The sequence below is a fragment of the Acidiphilium rubrum genome (assembly GCF_900156265.1).
GTDB classification, from domain to species: Bacteria; Pseudomonadota; Alphaproteobacteria; order Acetobacterales; family Acetobacteraceae; genus Acidiphilium; species Acidiphilium rubrum.
Genome location: NZ_FTNE01000008.1, coordinates 56,500 through 74,148 on the forward strand (window position 1 = coordinate 56,500; position 17,649 = coordinate 74,148).

Consider the following 17,649-nt stretch of genomic DNA (forward strand, 5'->3'; position numbering starts at 1 on the left):
AAAAGAAGTCCTTCCCCTCCCTTCGACTGGCCTATCAATATGAGCAACACCATCTCCAGCCCCAACGATCTCCTGGAAAAACGCGGCACCACCCGCGATGCGGATGCCTTCGTCACCGCCGCCTGCTTCAACCGCGCCAGCACCCATTTCGCCGCAAGCCTGGGGGATGGCCGCGTCGCCGTCCACGCCATCGCCGCCGCCAATTGGCACGAACACGAACTGCACGATGGTGCCGTGCTCACCATCGCGCCGGACATCGATGCCACCGGCTTCCTCACCGGCGGCGATGACGGGCATCTGCGCCGGATCGACGCCGCCAGCGTCACGCCGGTCGCCGCTTACGGCATGAAATGGGTCGAACACGTCGCGTCCATCCCCGACCGCAAAGCCCCGATTCGCGCGGCCGCGGTCGGGCGCAACATCATGCTGCTCGATGACAAAGGCGCCCTGCTGCGCAGCCTCGCCCATCCATCGACCGTCTCCGGCATCGCCATCGATGCCAAATTCCGCCGCATCGCCGCCTCGCACTACAACGGCGCCTCGCTCTGGTTCGTCCGCTCGGAAAACGCCAAGCCGCATGTGCTGGAATGGAAAGGCAGCCACATCGGCGTCGCCCTCCACCCGGACCTCAGCGCGATCACCACCGCGATGCAGGAAAACGCCCTACACGGCTGGAAATTGCCGGACGGTCAGCACATGCGCATGAGCGGCTACCCTAGCAAACCGGAATCCCTCGGCTTCACCAGATCGGGCAAATGGCTCGCCAGCGCCGGCGCCGAAGCCATCATCCTCTGGCCCTTCTTCGGCGGCGGCCCGATGGGCAAAGCCCCGCTCGAACTCGCCGCCTCGGACAGTATCGTCAAACGCATCGCCTGCCACCCGCAGACCGAGGTCGTCGCCGGCGGCTACGCGGATGGCACGGTCCTTGTCGTCGATATCGCGCGCGAACGCGTCCTCCCGGTGGCCGCCCCCGGCCACGGCCCGATCTCAGCCCTCGCCTGGAGCCCGGACGGCAGCCGCCTCGGCTTCGGCACCGAAACCGGCTTTGTCGCCGTCATCGATTTCTCAGCCACCCGATAACCGAACCATCGACCAGCCGATCACGTTTCACGCCGCCCGCTCGTCGGATCATCAAACCCGCCGCGCAGCTATCGCGCGACCGCGCCCATCAGCACCAGATCATCTCGGTGCACGATCTCGTCGCGCCCGCGCCAGCCCAGCAGCGCCTCGATATCGTCGGTCTGGTGCCGCGCGATCAACCGCGCATCCGCGGCCGAATACGCTGCCAACCCACGCGCCAGGGCGACATTGTCGGGTGCGAGAATCTCCACCGCATCGCCGCGCTCGAATTCACCCGCAACCGTCACTACCCCGGCCGGCAGCAACGATGATCCCCGCATAATCGCCCGCGCCGCCCCGTCATCGACATGCAGCCGGCCCATCGGCGCCAGCGATCCCGCGATCCAGCGTTTGCGCGCCGAACGCCCGCCCGGCTGCGCCAAAAACCAGGTACACCGTGCCCCCGCCTGCAACGCGGCCAACGGATGCGCCACATGCCCCAGCGCCACCGCCATCGCGCACCCAGCCTGTGTCGCGATCCGCGCCGCCACCAGCTTCGTGCGCATCCCGCCCGAGGAGAACCCCGGCGGCGGCGCGCCGCCCATCGCCTCGATCTCGGGCGTCAGCGCCTCGATCACCGGCAGATGCCGCGCCGCCGGATCACGCTTCGGATCGGCGGTATAGAGCCCGTCGATGTCGGACAACAGCACAAGCTGATCCGCCTCGACCATCTCGGCCACCCGCCCGGCCAGCCGGTCGTTATCGCCGAACCGGATCTCGCCGGTCGCCACCGAATCATTCTCGTTGATCACGGGCACCGCACCCAAATCCAGCAGCGTCCGCAGCGTCGCCCGCGCGTTCAAGTACCGCCGACGATCCTCGGTATCGTCCATCGTCAGCAACAACTGCGCCGCCACCAGCCCATGCGCCGAGAGCGCCTCGCTCCACGCCTGCGCGAGGCGGATCTGCCCGACCGCCGCGGCCGCCTGCTTCTCTTCGAGCCGCAACCGTGGCTGCAGCAACCCCAACTGCCGCCGCGCCAGCGCGATCGCGCCGGATGAAACCACGATCACGCGCACCCCACGCGCCCGCAACGCAGCAATATCCGCCGCCATGCCGTGCAACCAGCCCGTCCGGGGCAGAGCCGCCGCCGGATCGACGATCAACGCCGAGCCGATCTTGACCACCAGCAGCTTCGCCTCGGTCAGGCTCGGTGCCGCCCGGCTCATTTACGATTCTCGAGCACCATGTTGAACACCGCGCGCAACACCTCATCGACCCCCATCTGCGCCGCGGCCGACATCACCATGACCGGCGCGCCGGAGGCCTTGGCCAGCGCCGCCTTGCGCGATGAAATCTCGCGCGGGCTCATCGCGTCCATCTTGTTCAGCACGATCAATTCCGGCTTGGTGTTCAAACCGCCGCCATACGCATCCAACTCACCGCGAATGGTCCGCCAAGCATCCACCACATGGCCAGCCGCCCCATCGATCAGATGAATCAGCGCCGCACAGCGCTCGACATGCCCTAAAAACCGGTCCCCCAACCCCGCACCATCATGCGCACCCTCGATCAGGCCAGGAATATCCGCGAGCACGAATTCCTCGGTCATGGAAAGCCGCACGACCCCCAGTTGCGGATGCAGCGTAGTGAACGGATAATCCGCAATCTTCGGCCGCGCCGCCGAAGCCGCTGCCAGAAACGTCGATTTCCCGGCATTCGGCAGCCCGACCAGCCCGGCATCGGCGATCAGTTTCAGCCGCAGCCAGACCCAGCGCTCCTCGCCCGGCCAGCCCGGATCAGCCCGGCGCGGCGCCCGGTTGGTCGATGTCTTGAACATCGCATTGCCATGCCCGCCATCGCCACCGCGCAGAAACACGATGCGCATGCCCGGCTTGTCCAGATCAGCCAGCAACGTCTCGCGGTCATCGTCGAAAATCTGCGTGCCGATCGGCACCTTGATCAGCATGGTCGGCGCGGCAGCCCCGGTGCAGTCGCGCCCCGCGCCGTTGCCGCCCTTGCGCGCCCGGAAATGCTGCGTGTAGCGAAAATCGAGCAACGTGTTCAGATTCTCGACCGCCTCGAACACAATGTCGCCACCGCGCCCGCCGTTGCCGCCATCCGGTCCGCCGAACTCGATATATTTCTCCCGCCGGAACGCAACGACGCCGTTGCCGCCATCGCCGGAGCGCAGATAAATCTTGGCCTGATCCAGAAACTTCATAACAATCCACACACGAAAAAGGCCGGCGCGAGCCGACCTTCCCCGAACCCAAAAGGAGGTCGGCTTATTCGGCCGCGATCGCCAGCGGTTCCACCGAAACGGAAACCCGGCCTTCGGCGCGGCGCGCAAACTTCACGCGGCCATCGACCAGCGCGAAAATCGTATGGTCGCGCCCGAGCCCGACATTGGTGCCCGGCTTCACCTTGGTGCCGCGCTGACGGATGATGATATTGCCGGCAACCACCTGCTCATCGCCAAACTTCTTCACACCCAGACGACGCCCGGCCGAGTCGCGGCCATTGCGTGACGAACCACCGGCTTTTTTATGTGCCATCGAAAACTCCTCTGATCAGGCCGCGTTGATGCCGGAAACCCGCAGCACAGTCACCTGCTGGCGATGACCGTTCTTGCGACGGCTGTTCTGCCGACGGCGCTTCTTGAAAATAATCACCTTGTCCAACCGGTCCTGCGCGATCACGGTCGCGGTCACAGTCGCACCCTCGACGATCGGCTTGCCCAGCGTCACGCCCGCTTCGCCGCCCAGGGCAAGCACATTGGTGAAAGTCACCGTGCTGCCGGCCTCGGCTTCGAGCTTCTCAACCTTCAACACGGCGTCCGGCACGACGCGATATTGTTTTCCGCCGGTGCGGATCACTGCGAACATCAATAAGGTCCAATTCTAGCTACAAGCCACGAGGGCAGACACAAGGAAAACAGGATAGCGAACAGTCAAAAAAAGGGGAACGCGCGAAACCTTTCGGAATCGCGACATGGCGTAGGTTATAGTCACAAGCGCGGAACTGTCAATCAAACACCGCGAGAACCTTGGCAAAACCCCGGCAGACGCCGCAAAGCACGAGACCGTCCCTTCCTCAGGCCGCCAACACGCGCTCGGCTACCGGATTAACCACCATCCGCATCGCCGAGTCGACACAAACAGGCGCGTGATCCGCCGCGGTCAGCGCCTGACCCGCCACCGCTGCCTGTTGAAACGCACTCTCACTCCCGTGCATCTCAAGGATCAGTGCGGCAAGGCGCTCGTCATCCGCCCCGACCAGCCGCTCAAGCTCCGGCGTCAACCGCAGGCCCTCGGCCGCCATCGGGCTCATCACGCATGGCACCCCTGCGGCGAAACTGTCCAATACCTTGCCCTTGATGCCGGCCCCGAACCGCAGCGGCGCCACGGACAACCGCACCCGCCCGAAAAACCCAGCCAGATCCTCCACCTGCCCACATAGTTCCAATTGCGGCATCCGCTCGACCCAGCGTATCAGGCTCGCCGGCGCCGCACTCCCCGCCAGCAACAGCTTGATCTCCGGCGCCTCCGCCCAGACCAGCGGCATGATGCGATCGATCAGCCGGTCCACCGCATCCAGATTGGGCATATGGCCGAAATGACCGACGAACCCGACGCCGCTGCGCCCGGCGAAACTGCCCGGTGCGCCGCCAGGCGCGACATCCCAGGGCACGATCGTCACCGCGAGGTCAGGCATCGCAGCCAGCAGGATATCCCGCTCGATCGGGGAATGGGTGATCACCGCATCCACCACCCGCATAACCATCAGATCGCGCGACCTAAGGCTGCGCGCCTGATCGACCAGCGCCGGCCATTGCTCCACCTCCGCCTGCCGCGCCAAGCGCAACCAATGCAGATCGGCGACCGCATAAACCAGCCTGGCGTGCCGGCAATGGCGACGCGCGATCCCGGCATATGCTTCGGCATTCCCCAGCCGGTGGAAGTAGATCACGCAATAATCATCACCGCCTGCCCGCAGCACCTCCTCGACCGAGGTCACCGCGGGCAGGCAGTGCACCAGAATGCCCCGTGCCGTCAGAGCCGCCACCAGCACCGGATTGGCTATGGGCGTCGAAGGTACGAACTCAACCTGAAAGCCCAACCGCCGCAACGACGTCATATGCGAAATCACCGCATTCGACCCCGCATCGCGTCGCGCATCGGGGAGCGTATCGTCGATTATCAGCGCCCGGCGCGAAACCTGCCGCCGCGCTGGCTGGCGACCCTCCGTCCCGGATGACACCTTCATCCTGCTGGTTCGTACCGACTGCATCGCCCGCGCCAGGTCATCGAGCATCTCGTCGAATTCCGTCACCGTCGCCGCCGCCGCAATGCCGATTTCCGTCACCCGTGACAGCGCTGACCGTGCCTCGCCGAACGCAGCCAGCGCCGGCATCTCAAGCGGCGAGCCGGTCAACTCACGCTGGTCGCTAGCCCGCCGGATTCGCAATACGTGCGGCCGGTCCGGTGCCAGCGCCATCGGGAGCGCGATGTCGAACCCGGCACAGCCGCTGCCCAAGTTGGCATCCGCAATATCCTGTCGGAACATCTGCGCCACGAAGCGCATCACCAGCGCATCCCCGTCGGTCAACTCAAGCTCGACCGGCTCGTTCGGGTGCGCCTGATCAATCGCCCAGCCGGTGATGCGGCTGCGCAGCGCCTGATCGACAAACCCGATCAACGGGCCAGGCTCCAGTACCGCCGCAACTCCGGCGCGAATCGCAATCTCGCGCCGAATCCGCTCGACATTCAGCCCGCCCTCGCAGCGCGGCGCACAAAACGCCCACGGCGTGCGGGCATCGTTTGGGTAAAGCGTGCGAAACGTATCGGCATTCTGAAACAGCATCCGGCTGTCGCAATCGACGAAACTCTCTGCTGCTGCCCCTTCTGCAAAAATCACCTCATGGGTCTCGAGTTCGATATGAACATATTGCACCGGGTCGATGTCATCGGCGATCACCACGCTCACGCCGTTGACCAGCGCCGCAGCCGGGATCAGCACATCCGCGAGATACATCGCATGATCGGCCGAAACTAGCAGATCCCGGCGCGGAATCCCCTCGGCCAGCGCGCCGGCGCGAAACCGGATCGGCTGGGTCCGCGGGTTCGATTTGGCGGCAACCCGGCTGTAGCTGCGCCGGCCGATCCATTTGATCGGTTTGAAACTGCCGTTCAGCGTTCGCACCCGATCGCCGATCGCCAGGCACTCCACCTGCACGGCGCCGATATCGGTATCGATCAACGTGCCCGCCAGGTAACAAGGCGCGCTCGATAGCGCGATTTCAGTGGTATTGCCCGCTGACGACACGGTGAAATCGGCGGTGGTGAAACTGCCCAACAGGTTCAGCGTGTCGGTCGTCGTGCCGTTGCTCAGTTCGAGCCCGGTCCCGCTGACAAAACTCGCGCTGGTCGCGGAAAACCCGGTCAACAACAGAGCATCCGTGCCGGTAAATCCGCTGATCGTCTGGCCGCTCGCAAGCCCCGTTGCATCGCCGCTGATCGTCCGTGCCGCACCGGCGGCAAAACTGATCTCGTTAAAGCCGGTGAACGAAGTGCCGAGTCCAGTCAACGCGACCCCTGACGTACCGGAGAGTTCAAGCACGTCCGCCACTGTGGCATTCGCAGCCACCGTGCCGGCAAACACCGCCCCCGCCGCGGCAATCAAAGTGCTAGCAACGCCACCGAACACGATCGCCTCGCCGGCCGCGCCGTTCACGGCACCAAGACCACCCGCGCCGCCATCGATCGTCCCCGCGTTCAGCAGCGTGCCGCCATCGAGGTAAAGTCCCGTTCCGCCAGCACCGCCCACCCCGGTGCGGCTCAGCACGCCCGCAATATCGTTGTAACCCCCAGCGCCACCGGCACCGCCGATGATGCTCGTCGTGTTATCGACATAACCACCCCCTGACAGGCTGATCGCCGCACCACCGATGCCACCCGTCCCTGCCGCGCTCAGCGCCGAAATCACATTGGTGCCGCCGATGCCGCCACTACCGCCGATCACCACGCCGGTATTGGTGAGCGACGATGCTGTACCCCTCAGTATCAGGGCCGCACCACCCCCGCCGCCCGCTGCCGGGGCGTCATTGCCGAGCAGCGACGTAATATTCGCCCCCCCCAAGCCACCAGTACCACCCGCGAGGGTACCGCTATTGGTCAGGCTGGCGCCATTCGCTTCCCCATAAAGACCAATCCCGCCGTTACCACCCGATGTGGCACCGAGCAGGGTCAGCACGTTAAGCAGCTCAGTCGCACCGGCACCGCCTGCCCCGCCCGCTATACCACCTTGGTGACAACGACGGCGCCTATACCTCGGAGGTCGACACCGTCACCCCCCAGACCACCCGGCGTGCCCCCTAAGCCGAGTAAACCTGCGCTCCCCAGCGTGCCCGTTCCGGCGAGAATCGATCCTGCATTGGTAATCAGAGCCGCCGTTTGGCTGGACGGGTCATACAGCGCCGTCGTACCGAGACCCGCGACACTGATCGCGCCGGTACCGGTTATTGAAATCAACCCGATATATCCGCCGGAACCGAGCGTAATCGCGCTCGTGACTGTCGTACTGATCGTACCCGTCATGAAAATCTCCCGAAAATAGTTTGAAAAACGTTATCGTTGAGTCACGAGTACAAAAAACACGCCAAGGTTGTCAATTACAAAATGACTCAACTTGGACTCTATTGTAATCACAAAAATTCATGCGCGAAACTTTGGGGAAAATAATGGTCAAATCCCAGGTCATGCCAGCGTCACTGATACTGCCGACAACAGCAAATAGTTGATTATGAACATTATTTCTGGATACAACGACTGGCAGTAATAATGGTGATTAGGTATCTAGCGAACAAGATACCTATTCGACACCGTTGTTTTGAGTTGTTTATAAAAGACAGATCAATCGATCTACGAGGCCTGGATCAGGCGCGGCGCGCCGTGATCAAATGCACGGTCGCCCGCAGCCGCGCGTTGCGATCCGCGTAGTCGGGCAACGCCGCGCGAAACGCCACGAGCAGTTCGGCCCGCGTCGCCGCATCCGCCTGTTTCTCATCCAGCAGCGCGCCGGCCGGTCCCATCATGGTCGCGACCTGCGCCTCGTCATCGAGCGATTTGCCGATCAGCGTCACCGGTTCGGCCCGCACCGCGACCTCGGCGAATCCGGCCCCGCTCAGAATCTCCGTCACATAGGCCGGATCGTCGAACGCCAGCGGCCCCGGCGCGTGCGGTGCGCGCGGCTTCGGTGGCCCGAGCCGCTCGATCGCGAGGCGCAGCGGTACCGACCAGTGCAGATTATCGGCAATCGGCGCCCAGGCGACACAGACCAGCCGCGCCCCCGGCCGCAACGCCCGATACAAATTGCCGAACGCCGCCAGCGGGTCCTCGAAAAACATGATCCCGAACCGCGACGTCAGCAGATCGAACACGCCTTCGAACCGCGCGGTCGCCGCATCTGCTTCGATCAGCGTCACGTTGCGCTGCGCCGCCAGCGCCATCCGCGCGACATCCAGCATCGGGCGCGACACGTCCACCGCCGTCACATGGCCCGACGAACCGACCGCATCGGCCAGCCGCGCGGTGGTCGTGCCGGTACCGCAGCCGATCTCGAGCACACGCTCGCCCAGGCGCGGCTGCGCGCGCGCCAGCAGCATATCCTCGATGCCGGCCAACCGCGCCTCCATCGCCCCCTGGATGCGCACCCATTTCGGGCCCGCCACCTCGTTCCAGTAGGCGATCTGCCGTGCGTTGTCGGTCACGCCGCTTGCGCGGCTGGGTTTGCGGCCTTGCGTTGCGGTACGAACTTCAGCGCAAGGCGCACGAGTGCGGGAAACGTGGTCGGCCGCAGCAGCCGTGAATCATACCCAGAAAACCGCCGGTCGTTCTCTTCCAGGCAAATCCGCATAAGGTCGAACACCTTGATGTCCTCGCTGCTGACCGCCTTCGACCCGTTGACCGTGAAATTATTATCCTGCGGCTTGCCCGTCTTCTTGCCCTCAGGGCCGTCATCGATGCCGCGCGCAATGCCAATCCGCTCCCAGCCCAGGAACGCATACACCGCCGCCACCCGCAGCTCGAACCAGATCCGCTTATGGATCGGCAGATTGGCCCGATGCCACGCCACCCAATTGGCGAACAGCAGAATATGCCGGCACTCCTCCTGGATCACCGGTTCGAACGTCTCGACCAGCTCGGCTGGGAAAAACCCCGAACGCTTGGCGAGTTCGAACAACCCGAACGCGAAGAAACTATCGATGCACTCGGAATAACCGGTCACCATATACGCCCATTCCGGATCGCGCGGCTCGACATAGGGCGGCTCAGGCTCCAACGGAATCCCGTAAACCTCCACCAGCTTGGACAGCACCTCCTTGTGGCGGTTCTCCTCCCAGCCGTTCAGCTCGATCGTCTTGCCCATATCGGGGTCGATCGCCATCAAGTGCCGCGCATAGGCCGCCATCCGCAGCCGCGCCTTGCCCTCGGTCTGCACCGCGATATCCCAGATCGGCAGCGACGTAATCTTGTCCTGCGTCTCCTGATCCAGCTTCGGCCAGGCGAGCACCGAGGGCTTGTAGGGGTTGAACGTCTCGTGAAACATCATGCACATGGCGCGCTTATGAGCTTCCGACCCCGGTTTGATCGGCCCGCGCTCCTTGCTGGTCCAATACCGCGCGGTCTGGTCGGCAGCATCGACCGTGCGCGGATCGATCCGCGATAGATCGGGCATCGAAAGATCAGGAGTCGTGACACTCATCGGATAGTTGTCCTTGTTGGTCGATCGTTTGGTCTGAGCATGAGTCTAGGCTGATGTGCCGGATGTTCAAGTCGGGCATCGGGCGAACGGCAGGGGAGGAAAGTCTTCTTTTTTTGTGAACAAAAAAGAAGCAAAAAAACTTCACTCGTTTGGGCCCGCGCCGGTTCCAAAGCCCGTGCCCAGAGTCAAAAAGTTTTTTGCTTCTTTTTTTCAAAAAAGAAGTCTTTCCTTTATCTCGCTCCCTTCCCCCAATTCCAGCAACCCATGCTACACCCACTTCATGAGTACCTTCGCCGAACACGCCGACCACGGTCTGATCAAATCCCTCGATATTCCCGGCAACCCGGTTGGTCCGCTCGCCGGGATCGACGTGGTGGTCAAGGATCTGTTCGATATCGCGGGCGAAGTCACCGCGTTCGGCAATCCGGACTGGGGCCAGCGCCACGGCAAGGCGCTTGCCCATGCCTGGATCGTGCAGCGCCTGCTCGATGCCGGCGCCCATATCACCGGCAAGACGACAACCGTCGAACTCGCCTTCGGCATGGAAGGCCGCAACATCCATTACGGCACGCCGATCAACCCGGCCGCGCCCGATCGTCTCCCCGGCGGCTCCTCCTGCGGTTCGGTCGCGATGGTCGCGGGCCACCGCGCCACGGTCGGCATTGGCTCGGATACCGGCGGCTCGGTGCGCATCCCCGCCAGCTACTGCGGCCTGTACGGCCTGCGTCCCACCCATGGCATCATCAGCCTCGCCGGCGCCGCCGCCCTCGCGCCGAGTTTCGACACGCCCGGCTGGTTCGCGCGCGATGCCGCAACCATGCTCAAAATCGGCGAGGCGCTGCTACCGCCGGCAAGACCGCTCTCCACTGTGTTCCTAAAAGTCGGCCCCGCCTTCGCCAACGCGGATCCGGCGGTCAGCGCGGCGCTCGAAGCAATCATCGAACAACTCGGCCCGATGCCGGTGATCGATCCTGCACCCGAAGGGCTGGACACCATCCTCGCAGCCCAGCGCGCCGTGCGCGACCGGGAAACCTGGGCGACCCTGGGCGGCTTCATCGAAACCAATCCGACGCTCGACCCCGTTATCGCCGGCAGGTTCGCCGCAACCAAGGCCGCGACCGCCGCCGGCGCGGAAGCCGGGCTGCTGGTCCGCCGCAGCTTCACCGCCCGCATGCTCGCCTTGCTGGAGGGCGGTGCGATCCTGGTGCTGCCCACCTCGCCCTGCCCTGCGCCAATGCGCGATGCCGATCAGCCGAGCCTCGAGATCGTCCGCAACCGCACCATCAGGGTCGGCATCATCGCCGCCTTCCCCGGCTTGCCGGAACTGACCATTCCGGTCGCCCGCGTCGATGGCGCACCGGTCGGCCTGTCGTTCATTGCCGGTCCTGGCCGCGATCTCGCCCTACTCGAGCTGGCGGCCGACCTCAATCTCGCCTGAGGCCGATTTGTCGGCCTATCTTAATCGGATGAGAGGCTGAACCGGCGGGTCTCACCGAAATCGAGCGTGGTGAACCGCTCGTCCGCCAACCCCGCCGCCGCCCGCGCCGCCGCCAGATCGATCAACGGCGCGTCGATCGCCTCGTCGGTCAGTTGAAACGTGCCGAAATGCATCCCCACCGCCTGGCGGGCTTGCAGATCATGAAACGCCGTTACCGCATCGGCCGGATTCATGTGCACACTGCCCATGAACCAGCGCGGCTCATAGGCGCCGATCGGCAAAAGTGCCACATCCGGCGGCCCCAGCCGCGCGCGGATCGTCCGAAAATAACCGGTATAGCCGCTATCCCCGGCGACATAGAGCTTCGCCCCGCGGTGATCGAGAAAAAACCCGCCCCACAGCGTCATGTTCCGGTCGCGCAGGGTCCGCGCCGCGAAATGCCGCGCCGGCGTCAGCGTGATCACCGTGTCCCGCAGCGTCGCACTCTGCCACCAGTCCAGTTCGGTGACCGGGCCGAGCCCTTTGGCCTCCAGCCACGCCTTGTTGCCGAGCGGTGCGAAAATCGGCGTCGCGCCAAACCGCCGCCGCAACGCGCGAAGCGCCAGGATATCGCAATGATCGTAATGATTATGCGATAACAAAATACCATCCGGCTTCGGCAGCGCCGCCATCGCCTGCCCCGGTGCGCGCACCCGGCTCGGCCCGGCGAACGAAACCGGCGAACAGCGCCGCGAAAACACCGGATCGCTCAGCAGCGTCACCCCATCGAGCCGCAGCATGAAGCTGGAGTGGCCGATGAAGGTCAGGTCCAGCGCGCCCGGCCCGACCGCCCCGCCAGGCGGCGGATACGCCATATTTGGCACATGCTCGGGCCATTTCGCGCGCCCCTCGCGCCGCGTCACCCAGCGCAGCACCGGGAATCGCCCGCTCGGCCGACCGATCGTCCCCTCGGGCGGCCGCCGCACCACACCCTCAGGGTTGAAAAACAATCTACCATCGAAATGGTCGGACACCGGATACGCCAAGGCTCACCCGAACGCCGCGTTGGAGGCCCCGCCGTCGAGCAGCAGATTCTGCCCGACGATGAAGCCCGATTGCGCGGCACATAAAAACGCGCAGGCATCGCCAAACTCCTCCGGCGTGCCCACCCGCCCGGCCGGATTCGCCTTGGCCCGCAACGCGAGCTCCTCCTCGGCGCTGCGCCCGGCCGCCTTCGCCGCCGTCGCGGCATTGTCGCGCAGCCGATCGGTCAGAAACGGCCCCGGCAGGATATTGTTGATTGTTACGTTATGCCGCGCCACCTGCCGCGCCAGCCCGGCGACAAACCCGGTCAGCCCGGCCCTCGCGCCGTTGGATAACCCCAGCATCGGAATCGGCGTCTTGACGGCCGCCGAGGTAATATTCACCACCCGGCCGAATTTGCGCGCGATCATACCATCGATCGTCGCACGGATCAGCGCAATCGGCGTCAGCATGTTCGCCTGCAACGCCGCCTGCCAGTCGGCATCGCTGAAATTGCGAAAATCCCCGGCTGGCGGCCCGCCGGCGTTGGTGATCAGAATATCCGGCGCCGGGCACAACCCGAGCGCCACCGCCCGTCCTGCCTCGGTCGTGATATCGCCCACGGCCATCGCTACCTTCACCCCGGTGGTCGCGGCGATCATCGCCGCGGTTTCGGCCAACGCCGCCTCGCCGCGCGCCGTGATCACCAGATCGACCCCCTCGCGCGCCAGCGCCAGCGCGGTCGCCCTGCCCAGCCCCTTGCTCGCCGCACACACGATCGCCCGCTTGCCGCGCAATCCTAAATCCATCGTCCCTCGCCTCCTTGTCCACGCCTCGTCCTGCCAGTAGAGCGGATCGGAAGCCGCCCGTCCATGCGCGGCAAGGAAACCCGATGTCCACACGCGCGCTCGACGGCCTGAAAATCATCGATCTCACCCGCGTCCTCGGCGGCCCCTATTGCACCATGATCCTCGCCGATCACGGTGCCGACGTCATCAAGATCGAACCCCCCCAGGGCGACGAGGTGCGCGACTGGGGCCCACCCTTCCTGACGCGTGACAACGGGACGCGCGATGCCAGTTACTACCTCGGCGCCAACCGCAACAAACGCGCCATGAGCCTCGATCTCGCGCACCCCGCAGGCAGAGCGGTCCTGCTCCGCCTGCTCGAAACCGCCGACGCGCTGGTGGAAAACTTCAAACCCGGCAGTCTCGAAAAATGGGGCATCGGCTACGACACGCTGAGCGCCCGATTCCCCCGCCTGATCCATTGCCGCATCTCTGGCTTCGGCGCCGATGGCCCGCTCGGCGGCCTGCCCGGCTACGATGCCGTCGTCCAGGCCATGACCGGGCTGATGACCATCAACGGCGATCCCGCCCACGGCCCGGTCCGCATGGGCACGCCCATCGTCGATCTCGGCACCGGCCTCTACGCCGCGCTCGGCATCATGATGGCGATCCACGAACGCAGAACATCCGGCCGCGGCCAGTTCATCGACATGACCCTGCACGACACCGCACTCGCCCTGCTCCACCCGGCCGGCGCCAACTACCTGCTCGCCGGCAAACGCCCCGCCGCCACCGGCAACGCCCACCCCAACATCGCGCCCTACGAAACCTTCCCTACCGCCACCTGCGATATTTTCATCGCCGGCGGCAACGACGGCCAGTTTCGCAAACTCTGCGCCATCCTCGCCCGGCCGGACATCGCCGCCAACCCCGCGTTCGCCACCAATTCCGATCGCCTGGCCAACCGCCCCGCACTAAAAGCCGCCCTCACCGCAGCCCTCGCCGGCCACGACGGCGCGGCCCTCGCCATCACCCTGATCGAAGCCGGCGTCCCCGCCGGTGCGGTCCAACCGGTCGATGTCGCGCTGAACTCGGCCCACGCGCATCACCGCGCCATGATCGCCGAGCTCGACGGCATCAAAACGCTCGGCACCCCGATCAAATTCTCCCGCACCCCGGGCGGCCCGCGCACCGCGCCGCCGGCCTTCGCCCAACACCAATCCGAAATCCTCACCGAACACGGCTTCACCGCAGCCGATATCACCGCCCTCGAACAGGACCAGATCATCCGCCCGCGCCGCCGCTGACGCGGCAAGCAACGGACAATATCGAAGCCAGCCGGGCCAGGGGACGCCAACCCCCCGGCCCGCCTGCCTCACGCCGCCGTCAGCAGCGCCTTGACCCGATCCGACCGAAACGGAATCTCGCGCAACCGCACGCCGGTCGCATCGAACACCGCATTGCTGATCACCGCCGCGGTCGGGCAGGTCGAAGGCTCACCCCCGCCATACGCCGGATATTTGTCACCCGGATTGACCAGGACGATATCGATCCGGTCCGGAATCTCCTCGAACCGCAAAATCGGATACCCGACCCAGTCCAGGCTCGTCACACGCGCGGTACTGAACGTAACCTCCTCATGCAGGCTACGGCTGATCGACTGGATCACGTTCCCCTCGATCTGGTTGCGCAACCCATCCGGATTGATCACCAACCCGCAATCATGCGCCACCACCACCCGCGTCACACGAATGTCGCCGGTGGCCCGATCCACCGTCACATCCGCAATCGTCGCCACCCGCGTATCATCGCGATTGGCCCAGGCGATGCCCCGCCCATGCGCCAGCTTGCCCTGGTCGTTGCCCTTGCCCGCCCGCGTCGGCCGCTGCTCCCAGCCATAAGCCTGCGCCGCCGCCTTCAGCACACCGATCGCCCGCTCGTCCTTGAGGTATTTCAACCGCAATGCCAGCGAGTCCTGCCCGGCTGAGGCCGCCAACTCATCGATGAACGCCTCCATCGCATAGGTCGTCTCGAACTGCGCCGGCGAGCGCAACCACGACGTCCGCAACGCCACACGCCCCTCGCCATGGCTGGTCACATCCGCGTTGGGAAACTGATACGCATAGGTGATCGCCGGCAACCCCAGCCCGACCGACCCGCCGACATTCGGCTGGTTGATCAACTGCGCCGCCACCAGCGTGGTATCCAGAAACGTCGGGATCCACATATGATGCCGCCACGCGGTCACATTGCCGTGCTCATCGATCGCGCCGGCCAGATCCTGCGCAATCGGTGGTCCCTTCGGCTCCCAGCCATGCTCGTCCCAGCGCATCCACTGCACCCGCACCGGCTTGCCCACCGCCTGCGACATCAGCGCCGCATCGGCGACCACCTGGTCCAACCCATTGCGCCCGTAGGCGCCCGATGCCTCGAACCAATGCACATCCACCCGGTCCACCGGCACGCCCAGCAGCGTCGCCATCACCTGCCGGTCGGTATGCGGCATCTGCGTGCCGGACCAGAACGTCGCCCGGTCCTTTCCCACGTCCGCAATGGCGCAGGACGGCCCGATCGAACCATGCATCTGAAACGGCGTCCGATACGTCGCCTTGACCACCTTCGCCGCCCCATGCAGCGCCACATCGACCGACCCGGTCTCGTTCACCGTGGTATTGGTGCCGGACGTATCGCGCACCGTCTGCCAGATATGATCCTGCGCCGGCAACCCGTTCCAGTCGGACCATTTGGCGCCATACGCCGTCGGTCCCTTCGGCTTCAGCACCGAACCAAGCTTCGCCGCCGCCTGTATCGCACCCCATTCGGTCGTCGCGACCACGCCCAGAAAATTCTCCCGCCGCACCACCTGCACGAAACCGGGAATCTCCTGCAACCCCGTCTCATCCACGCTCAGCAGCTTCGCCTGCACCCCGAACGGCCGCACCACACGCCCGTGCAGCATCCCCGGCACTTTCACGTCCTGGATATAGGTGAACGCCCCCGTGATCTTGCCCGGAATATCCTTGCGGACCACCGAGGTGCCGACCACGGTATAATCCTTTGGATTCTTCAGCTTCGCCTGCGGCGCCACCTTCATCGCAAAACTGGTGCCCGTCGCACCAATCGTCATGTCGAGCCGCTTGCCCGCAACCAGCTTACCATAGGTTACCGTTCGCCCCGGCGCGTTGCTCACCGAAATCACGCCGTCCTTCACCCGCAATCGCTCGGCCGGCACCTTGAAATGTGTCGCCGCCAGATCGAGCAGCACCTGCCGCCCCGCCGCCGCCGCGTGGCGTATCTGCGGCCCGGCATAGCGTATCGTCCGGCTGCCATAGGTCGGCCCCTGATCGACCGTCTCCCACGTATTGCCCATCACCACGCTCAAGCGGTCGACCGGAAAATCCAGCTCCTCCGCCGCAATCTGCGCCAACGCGGTCTGCACGCCGGTCCCAACCTCGACCTTGCCGGTGAACAGCGTCGCCGTGTTGTCAGGATGCACCGCGAGCCAGGCCGAAAGCTTCGCCGCATCCGGCACACCGCCCAGTCTGGTCGCCGGCAACCCATCCGCGCGCGCCTCCGCCCCGCCAAACAGACTGAACGCCACCACCAGGCCGCCCGAAAGCCTGAACAACCCGCGCCGATCGATCCCGCGCCCCACCACCGGTGTCATCTCGTTCATGGTTTCGCTCCCGCACCCGCCGGCGCCATGCCTGCCGCACGCTCCACCGCCCGCACGATCCGCATATGCGTGCCACACCGGCACAAATTATTGTTCAACGCCTGCTTGATCTCGTCACGATTCGGCTTCGGATGGTGATCCAGAAACGCCTGCGCCGTCATGATCATCCCATTGATACAATAGCCGCACTGCGCCGCCTGCTCCTCGATGAACGCCGCCTGCAACGGATTCGGCTTGCCATCCACGCTCAGCCCCTCAAGCGTCACAATCTTCTGCCCATGCGCCGCCGCCAATGGCGTCACGCAGGAATGCACCGCAACCCCATCCAAAATCACCGTGCACGCGCCACATTCGGAAAGCCCACAGCCGAACTTCGGCCCGTGCAAACCCAGATTATCGCGCAACGCATACAACAACATGCTGTCCGGCTCCGCCCGAACTTCATGGTCAGCCCCGTTCACATTGATCTTCACAGCCTGCACCATCACAACCTCCCCTACATTCAATAAGACAGCCTACATGACCAACCACCACCCGACGCCCCCTCACCGCCGCATGACATATATGCGCACCGACGGTGCAATTTGAGGATGGGCTGTGGGTGGTGGCCGGCGTGGGCAAGCAAGGCCAGGGGCCCTCCCTCCGGAGCCATTCCAGCGATGAAGAGAATCGCTGGAACCTTCGGCTCCTCCGCCCCTGGACCCCGTTAAAGGCCCCGCGGGCAAGATGCCCGCTACCATATGATGAGGCGCGCGACGCGCGCCGGGCTTTAAAATCCATTAGTTTTAGGCAAGGGGAGGGCGCTGCCTCGGATTTTCCGTCGATCTGCCCTGGGTCGCCCTCCCCTTGCCTAAAACTAGCGGGTTCTAAGGGCTCCGCCCTTAGTGGGGGTCGAGGGGGCAAAGCCCCCCGCCTTGCTT

General features: G+C 64.8%; 15 protein-coding genes. 3 read left to right on the forward strand and 12 right to left on the reverse strand.

Annotation, left to right across the window (positions count from 1 at the left end):
- Window positions 1-39: 39 nt before the first annotated feature.
- Window positions 40-1,080 carry a WD40 repeat domain-containing protein gene (locus tag BW994_RS07850; protein WP_029310668.1) on the forward strand — a complete coding sequence of 347 codons (1,041 nt, stop codon included), beginning with the start codon at window positions 40-42 and terminating at the stop codon, window positions 1,078-1,080.
- Window positions 1,081-1,148: 68 nt separating this feature from the next.
- Here BW994_RS07850 and proB read toward each other — a convergent pair whose 3' ends face one another.
- The 8 genes from proB to BW994_RS07890 form a co-directional block, all read right to left on the reverse strand.
- Window positions 1,149-2,288 (reverse strand): glutamate 5-kinase, encoded by a 1,140-nt coding sequence (gene proB / locus BW994_RS07855; protein ID WP_029310667.1) that lies wholly within the window; start codon window positions 2,286-2,288, stop codon window positions 1,149-1,151.
- Window positions 2,285-3,283 (reverse strand): GTPase ObgE, encoded by a 999-nt coding sequence (gene obgE / locus BW994_RS07860; RefSeq protein ID WP_029310666.1) that lies wholly within the window; start codon window positions 3,281-3,283, stop codon window positions 2,285-2,287. The genes proB and obgE overlap by 4 nt, the downstream gene beginning before the upstream one ends.
- A 64-nt stretch (window positions 3,284-3,347) precedes the next feature.
- On the reverse strand, window positions 3,348-3,617 hold the full coding sequence (gene rpmA / locus BW994_RS07865; protein ID WP_029310665.1) for a 50S ribosomal protein L27: 270 nt from the start codon (window positions 3,615-3,617) through the stop codon (window positions 3,348-3,350).
- Window positions 3,618-3,632: 15 nt separating this feature from the next.
- Window positions 3,633-3,947, reverse strand: a complete 315-nt coding sequence (rplU, locus tag BW994_RS07870) for a 50S ribosomal protein L21 (protein WP_029310664.1) — start codon at window positions 3,945-3,947, stop codon at window positions 3,633-3,635.
- A gap of 208 nt (window positions 3,948-4,155) precedes the next feature.
- Window positions 4,156-7,314: a Hint domain-containing protein gene (locus BW994_RS07875; protein WP_081848989.1), complete on the reverse strand. Its 3,159-nt coding sequence runs from the start codon at window positions 7,312-7,314 to the stop codon at window positions 4,156-4,158.
- A 41-nt stretch (window positions 7,315-7,355) separates the two neighbouring features.
- Entirely contained in the window at window positions 7,356-7,658 is a 303-nt protein-coding gene (locus BW994_RS07880) for a hypothetical protein (protein WP_029310662.1), read from the reverse strand.
- A 338-nt stretch (window positions 7,659-7,996) separates the two neighbouring features.
- Window positions 7,997-8,830 (reverse strand): class I SAM-dependent methyltransferase, encoded by an 834-nt coding sequence (locus BW994_RS07885; RefSeq protein WP_029310661.1) that lies wholly within the window; start codon window positions 8,828-8,830, stop codon window positions 7,997-7,999.
- A complete protein-coding gene (locus BW994_RS07890; RefSeq protein ID WP_245594044.1) occupies window positions 8,827-9,825 on the reverse strand; it encodes a ferritin-like domain-containing protein in 999 nt (332 codons plus the stop codon). Before BW994_RS07890 ends, BW994_RS07885 begins: the two co-directional genes overlap by 4 nt.
- Before the next feature lie 280 nt (window positions 9,826-10,105).
- Between BW994_RS07890 and BW994_RS07895 the strand changes: the two genes are divergently transcribed.
- Window positions 10,106-11,263 (forward strand): amidase, encoded by a 1,158-nt coding sequence (locus BW994_RS07895; protein WP_029310659.1) that lies wholly within the window; start codon window positions 10,106-10,108, stop codon window positions 11,261-11,263.
- Between the two features lie 20 nt (window positions 11,264-11,283).
- Here BW994_RS07895 and BW994_RS07900 read toward each other — a convergent pair whose 3' ends face one another.
- Together BW994_RS07900 and BW994_RS07905 are read right to left on the reverse strand one after the other, a co-directional pair.
- Window positions 11,284-12,288 (reverse strand): MBL fold metallo-hydrolase, encoded by a 1,005-nt coding sequence (locus BW994_RS07900; RefSeq protein ID WP_029310658.1) that lies wholly within the window; start codon window positions 12,286-12,288, stop codon window positions 11,284-11,286.
- A gap of 3 nt (window positions 12,289-12,291) precedes the next feature.
- On the reverse strand, window positions 12,292-13,074 hold the full coding sequence (locus BW994_RS07905) for an SDR family oxidoreductase (RefSeq protein WP_029310657.1): 783 nt from the start codon (window positions 13,072-13,074) through the stop codon (window positions 12,292-12,294).
- 83 nt (window positions 13,075-13,157) lie between these two features.
- Here BW994_RS07905 and BW994_RS07910 point away from each other — a divergent pair, with 83 nt between their 5' ends.
- Window positions 13,158-14,360, forward strand: a complete 1,203-nt coding sequence (locus tag BW994_RS07910) for a CaiB/BaiF CoA transferase family protein (RefSeq protein WP_029310656.1) — start codon at window positions 13,158-13,160, stop codon at window positions 14,358-14,360.
- Between the two features lie 68 nt (window positions 14,361-14,428).
- On the opposite strand, the gene BW994_RS07915 is transcribed toward BW994_RS07910, so the two are convergent.
- Together BW994_RS07915 and BW994_RS07920 are read right to left on the reverse strand one after the other, a co-directional pair.
- Complete coding sequence (locus tag BW994_RS07915; RefSeq protein WP_076454440.1) at window positions 14,429-16,729, reverse strand: xanthine dehydrogenase family protein molybdopterin-binding subunit; 2,301 nt, start codon at window positions 16,727-16,729, stop codon at window positions 14,429-14,431.
- Entirely contained in the window at window positions 16,726-17,214 is a 489-nt protein-coding gene (locus tag BW994_RS07920; RefSeq protein ID WP_029310654.1) for a (2Fe-2S)-binding protein, read from the reverse strand. Before BW994_RS07920 ends, BW994_RS07915 begins: the two co-directional genes overlap by 4 nt.
- Between the last annotated feature and the right edge of the window lie 435 nt (window positions 17,215-17,649).

Coding starts and splice junctions, on each gene's coding strand:
- BW994_RS07850 (WP_029310668.1), top strand. CDS start 40: ATGAGCAACACCATCTCCAGCCCCAACGATCTCCTGGAAAAACGCGGC.
- BW994_RS07880 (WP_029310662.1), bottom strand. CDS start 7,658: ATGACGGGTACGATCAGTACGACAGTCACGAGCGCGATTACGCTCGGT.
- rpmA (WP_029310665.1), bottom strand. CDS start 3,617: ATGGCACATAAAAAAGCCGGTGGTTCGTCACGCAATGGCCGCGACTCG.
- BW994_RS07910 (WP_029310656.1), top strand. CDS start 13,158: ATGTCCACACGCGCGCTCGACGGCCTGAAAATCATCGATCTCACCCGC.
- rplU (WP_029310664.1), bottom strand. CDS start 3,947: ATGTTCGCAGTGATCCGCACCGGCGGAAAACAATATCGCGTCGTGCCG.
- BW994_RS07905 (WP_029310657.1), bottom strand. CDS start 13,074: ATGGATTTAGGATTGCGCGGCAAGCGGGCGATCGTGTGTGCGGCGAGC.
- obgE (WP_029310666.1), bottom strand. CDS start 3,283: ATGAAGTTTCTGGATCAGGCCAAGATTTATCTGCGCTCCGGCGATGGC.
- BW994_RS07890 (WP_245594044.1), bottom strand. CDS start 9,825: ATGAGTGTCACGACTCCTGATCTTTCGATGCCCGATCTATCGCGGATC.
- BW994_RS07915 (WP_076454440.1), bottom strand. CDS start 16,729: ATGAACGAGATGACACCGGTGGTGGGGCGCGGGATCGATCGGCGCGGG.
- BW994_RS07895 (WP_029310659.1), top strand. CDS start 10,106: ATGAGTACCTTCGCCGAACACGCCGACCACGGTCTGATCAAATCCCTC.
- proB (WP_029310667.1), bottom strand. CDS start 2,288: ATGAGCCGGGCGGCACCGAGCCTGACCGAGGCGAAGCTGCTGGTGGTC.
- BW994_RS07920 (WP_029310654.1), bottom strand. CDS start 17,214: ATGGTGCAGGCTGTGAAGATCAATGTGAACGGGGCTGACCATGAAGTT.